Annotated in this window: 6 protein-coding genes; 4 read left to right on the top strand and 2 right to left on the bottom strand. The window is 71.0% G+C overall.

Features of this window, described 5'->3' with window-relative positions; all coding sequences use genetic code 11:
• The coding region (locus tag ACWD0Y_RS36090; protein ID WP_450264489.1) for an S-adenosylmethionine synthetase N-terminal domain-containing protein at positions 1-107 on the bottom strand (107 nt) is incomplete at its 3' end.
• Positions 108-121: 14 nt separating this feature from the next.
• The gene (locus ACWD0Y_RS36085) at positions 122-1,012 is read right to left on the bottom strand and encodes a class I SAM-dependent methyltransferase (RefSeq protein WP_450264488.1); all 891 of its coding nucleotides are present in this window, start codon (positions 1,010-1,012) and stop codon (positions 122-124) included.
• Between the two features lie 845 nt (positions 1,013-1,857).
• Here ACWD0Y_RS36085 and ACWD0Y_RS36080 point away from each other — a divergent pair.
• The 4 genes from ACWD0Y_RS36080 to ACWD0Y_RS36065 form a co-directional block, all read left to right on the top strand.
• Positions 1,858-2,628 carry a methyltransferase gene (locus ACWD0Y_RS36080; protein WP_450264487.1) on the top strand — a complete coding sequence of 257 codons (771 nt, stop codon included), beginning with the start codon at positions 1,858-1,860 and terminating at the stop codon, positions 2,626-2,628.
• A 16-nt stretch (positions 2,629-2,644) separates the two neighbouring features.
• The gene (locus ACWD0Y_RS36075) at positions 2,645-3,679 is read left to right on the top strand and encodes a pyridoxal-phosphate dependent enzyme (protein WP_450264486.1); all 1,035 of its coding nucleotides are present in this window, start codon (positions 2,645-2,647) and stop codon (positions 3,677-3,679) included.
• A gap of 76 nt (positions 3,680-3,755) precedes the next feature.
• Entirely contained in the window at positions 3,756-4,562 is an 807-nt protein-coding gene (locus ACWD0Y_RS36070; protein WP_450264485.1) for a phytanoyl-CoA dioxygenase family protein, read from the top strand.
• Positions 4,563-4,653: 91 nt separating this feature from the next.
• The coding region (locus ACWD0Y_RS36065) for a Rossmann-like domain-containing protein (RefSeq protein ID WP_450264484.1) at positions 4,654-5,360 on the top strand (707 nt) is incomplete at its 3' end.

Raw genomic sequence — 5,360 nt, 5'->3', positions numbered from 1 at the left:
GGGTCCTCCCGCAGGAGCGCGTCGAGGATCGTGTCGCTGATCTGGTCAGCGATCTTGTCGGGGTGGCCCTCGGTCACGGACTCCGAGGTGAACAGACGATGGGACATGGAACTCCTGTAGGTCAACCGGACTGCGGCACCGGCCCCACGGGCCGGCCGGCGGTCGTCAGGGGGCGGGCGCCTCGGGGGCGGCGCGGTAGGGCGACGCGAGGGACGGTCCCCGTGCCCACGAGCACGGAAGCGTCGATCACGTCGCGGCCCTCAGCGAGCAGACCGTCCGAGAACCGTCGACGGACGCGCTCCACCGCGGCGGTGGGCAGTCCGTCGAGCAAGCCCCCGAACACGATGTCCGCGAGAGGCCACAAGAGGTCGGGGTCACAGGGCACGAGGAGCGGGACGTACTGCACGTCGATGAATGACAGCGAGCGAGCGGCGAGCCAGTGTCGTAACGCCCGGGGAGTACCGAGGGGGCGAAGCGGATCGCCCAGCGGTGGGGCGTCGGCGGCACCCGGCCGTTCCGGCGCGAGGGCCCGCTGCGCCACCTCGGTCAGCGGAACGAGCGCGTCCCGGGACCGGACCGTCACGGTCATCCGCCCGCCGGGCCGTACCAGTCTCAGCAGTCGCTCCGTCCCGGCCGAGGCGTCGGAGAGCGACGGAACACCGAGCGCACACACGACGGCGTCGTAGCCGCCACGAGGCGCCGGCCAGTCGAGAACGTCACCGCCCAGGAAGCGCACGTTGGAGAGTCCCCGGGAGGCGGCCTTCGCGCGGCCCCGCTCGAGCAAGGACTCCGCCCTGTCTACCGCGTCGACGACGCCGAGCGGGCCGACCTGTTCCGCGGCGGGGATCGCGAACGTGCCCGTGCCGCACCACGCGTTGAGGACACGCGCACCGGGGCGCAGCCGCGCGGCGTTGACGGCAGCCACGCCGATCGGCGACCACAAGGCGTGGAACAGTCGGTCGAGATTCTCCTCGCCTCCTGCCGCTCTGGTGGCCACGTCGTGCGGTTCCATACGGGCTCCCGTCCGGGGCTGACAGCGGAATGACAGCGGGAGCGTATATGAAAACGATAATCACTACTAGCCCTCACTCGCGCCGAAGTCGCCGCGAACGCGTGGCGACCGGACATGGAAGCACTCATCCCATGAAGGACCATCAGGTGATGTTGACAATCATTTTCATGATGCATCATGCTGCTCGGGCCCCGCACTCTCCGCTCCGTCCAGCGGCGTGGTGCGGGGGCCACCTCATGTGATCTCCCGGGAGCAGCATGTCCGTCCTTCGCAGCCGCCCAGCCTTACTCGCCCGCACCGGGGCTGTCGGCGCTCCGCCGCTGATCCCGTGCGGCGCCGGCTTCGACAGCGGAAGCTCGGGTAGGGGCGGCCCCGGGACAGCCCGAGGCAACCCGCATCCGGCGCCGTCGGCCGATGGCGGCGAGCCGTCGGCCCTCTCGCCGATGCCGCCCCGTCAGCGAGGTCCGAACCAGCTTCCCCCGCGGTCGGTTCGGGCACAGCGAAAGGTTTCTCTTCCGCACCCGCACGACCCACAACCGCGACCGCGTTGTTCCGCACGAAGCGAAGCCTTGTCGGTCCAGCGGAACGTGTGCCGGTGCGATCGGGTCGCCCGGGGGCTCCGCACCTCTCGCTGTTGCGGCGTACCACAGCGTCGTTCACAATCGACGGCCGCTTCGTCCGAGCCGGGCGCCCGCTGACGTACCGGGGCGCGAGGCGCCACTCCCGGACGGCGCCTCGTACGACGAGGGAGCGGTACGCCATCGGCGGTGACCGACCTGGCCGCTCCGGCCGCAGCCCGTTCCTCAGCGCTCGACTTCCCTTCCCACCCGACCCATGGAGGATCCATGACCGACCGGACCGCCGGCGGCACCGCCGCGTCCCAGGACGACGCCCGTGCCCTGTTGGAATCCCTGCCCGAGACGCTGCCCAGGGACGAGATCCTCGCGATCAACAGCGGCTCCAAGTCCGACATCCACACCACCCGGACGTACGACTACAACGGCTGGGCGTTCACGCTGCCGCCGGGTGTCTTCAAGCCGGGCGACACCAGCCGCATCGTCCACGACCGGCTGCTGGACGGCACGATCCCCGTCAAGGGCAGGTCGTACGCGGCCATGGGCGTCGGCCTCGGCGTCGAGGCCGTCGTGGCCGGCACGCTCGGGGCGCGGGAGATCTACGCGGCCGACATCCACCCGGACAGCGTGGCCACGGCCGCCGACCACTACGCGCGCATCGTCGGAGACCGGCCGGAGACCGTCTTCCGGCCCCTGGTGTCCAACCTCTTCGAGGAGTTCCCCGCCTCCGCCCGGCTGGACGTCATCACCTTCAACCCGCCCGCCGTCAGCGCACGGACCAGCGACGACCCGACCGTGGTCCGCAACGTCTGCGTGGGCGCCGAGATCGTCACGCGTTTCTTCGACCAGATCGTCACCCGCGACCTGCTCGCACCGGAGGGCGAGATCTACCTGATCGTGTCCAACACCGCCGAGCTCAAGCGGATCGTCGCCTATGGGATGGACGCCGGATTCCGGCCCCACATCCTGCACCGCCAGACGTGGGAGGGCGACGACTGCCAGGCGTACCTGTTCAAGCTCACCCGCCACGACGCCGCCTGACCGGAAGGACGACGACATGCACGAGCACATAGCCGAGGCCGTCAAGGAACCGGACGTCGTGGCCGTCCCGCCGGGCGCGGTCTGTCTGCGCTTCGAGACGATGAAGCTGTACTCGGCGCTCGGCGCCGTACGCCACCTGCTGGATACCGGACAGATCAAGCCGGGTGACACCCTCGTCGACAGCTCCAGCGGCATCTACGCCCACGCGCTCGCCCTGGCCTGCCACCGCTACGGCCTGAACTGCCACATCGTGGGCTCGACCACCGTGGACCGCACCCTGCGCGTCCAGCTGGACATCCTGGGGGCCACCCTGGAGCAGGTCCGCCCGTCCAAGAACCTGCGCCTGGACCAGAACCTCCGCGTCGAGCGGATCGGGGAACTGCTGCGGGAGAACCCGCACTACCACTGGATGCGGCAGTACCACGACTCCATTCACTACCTCGGCTACCGCGACGTCGCGGACCTGATCCGCAAGGAGGTCCCGGAGGGCCCGCTGTCGCTCGTCGGGGGTGTCGGCACCGGGGCGTCCACCGGCGCCATCGCCACCTACCTGCGCGAGGCGGGACGGGACGTGACGCTCGTCGGGGTGCAGCCGTTCGGCAGCGTCACCTTCGGCGCCGAGCACGTCTTGGACCCGGACATGATCATCGCGGGTATCGGCAGCTCCATCCCGTTCCAGAACGTGCGGCACGACCTGTACGACCGCATCCACTGGGTGAACTTCGACTACGCCATGTCGGGCGCCGTCGAACTCCTGCGGGCCAGCGGCATCTTCGCCGGCCTGTCGGCGGGGGCCGCGTACCTCGCCACGCTGTGGGAACGGGAGCGCGACGCCGACAGGACGTACGTCTTCCTCGCCGCCGACACCGGGCACCGGTACGTGGACAGCGCGTACTCCCACCACGCCGACGCCGTCGGCCTCGGATCGATGCGGCCCCACGAGGTCACGGCGCAGGACGAACTGCGGCACCCGTGGTCGGCGATGGACTGGCCGCCGACCGCCGGCGCGCTGCTGCGCGGCGCGCCCGTCCTCGTAGCCGAGTCGGCCTAGCGTCCGTAGCGAGGGGGAGGCTACAACCCTCGCCTCGCCCTTACCACTCGCGCACGACCGGAAGGTGGCTGGTTCCGTGTCCCTCGACTCCCGTAACTCTCCCGACCTCCTCGACAAGCAGGTGGAACGCGGCTTCGTCCTCCTGCCGCGGCTCCTCGGAGCCGCCGAGACAGCGGCCCTGGGCGAGGCCGGGGAAGCCGTGCTCGCACAGGTGACCCGTGAGGTACGGGCCGGCAGGGCCGACGTCACCGTGTGGCCGGACGGGCACCGGCTGGAGAAGGTGGACGGCACCGTCGTCCACTGGGAGCCGGAGGCCCGTCCGCCCGCCGTACGCAGCCTGTCGCCCGTCACCCACCTGGATCCCGTGCTCGACGCCCTGTGGGACGACGACCGGATCACGGCACCCATGCGCCGGATCATCGGCGGCGACGCACTGGGAAGGTTCACGTCCAAGCTGAACTTCAAGCGCGCGGGCGTCGGTTCGGAGTTCCGCTGGCACCAGGACTACCCGTACTGGTACTGCTGCGCGGGGCCCGCCGCCCGGGACGTCGCCACCGCGATGGTCTTCCTCGACGACGTCACGGCCGACAACGGCGCGCTGCAGATCGTGCCGGGCAGCCATCGCGCCGGTCCGGCCCCGCGGGACCGGCGCGAACCGACCGGTCTGCTGGTCGACACCGCGCGCACCGAGGTCCGCGGTGCCGTGACCGTCGAGGCACCGGCCGGCTCGGTCCTGATGTTCCCCGGGCTCGTCGTGCACCGCTCCGGCCCCAACCGGACGGGAAGGGACCGGCGTTCTCTGCTGCTGTGCTTCCAGCCGGCCGGGCACCCCGAACTGGCCGGCCTGCCCTACCACCCCGAGCGCCTGTCCGACCTTCCCTGACCCCTTGTTCCCCTGTTCCCTTGCTCCCCCGGGCGGCACATCGTGGGCCGCCCCCTCCCTGCCGTACACACCCTCGAGAAGGAAAACAGCCATGTCTCCCGCACCCCCGCAGTCCGTACCGGAACTCCAGCAGGCCGTCCTGGACGGGGCCTTCGGGCCGCTCCCCAGCGAATTGGCCGTCACCAGCGCCTTCTGGGTGCACCACACCACCCGCCTGGCCGGCAGCCAGGTCACCTACCGCAACCAGTACGTGCTGCTGCGCTCCGGGGACTCCTTCGGCGCCTGCTCCTTCGAGGCGGGGGACATCGCCCCGGACTTCTGCGCCGACGCCTCCGGACACACCCTGGACACCCTGATCCGCCATGAGTCCGCGCCGGTGCGCGTCGCCGCGCTCGACGCCTACCTCGGACGCGTGCGTCCGCACCGCGACGCGGAGGACGCCGAGGCCGTCACTCTGCCGACCGGCACGCCGGAGGTGCGGGCCGAGGCGAGGGACGCGGCCGTCGCCGGACTCCTCGACATCGCGCCGGGGGCGAAGGTCGCGCTGATCGGCGTCGTCAACCCGCTGGTCGCGGCGATACGCGACCGGGGCGGCGTCCCGCTGCCCTGCGACTTCAACCTGCGCACCACCCACTGGGGCGACCCCGTCACCGACGACATGGACCAGGTCCTGGCCGAGGCCGACGCGGTCGTCGCCACCGGCATGACCCTCGTCAACGGCAGCTTCGACCGGATCATCGAGCACTGCCGCAAGCAGGACCTCCCGCTGGTGGTGTACGCCCAGACCGGCAGCGCCGT

The sequence above is a fragment of the Streptomyces altiplanensis genome (assembly GCF_053591575.1).
This window is presented reverse-complemented; position numbering and strand designations above follow the sequence as displayed.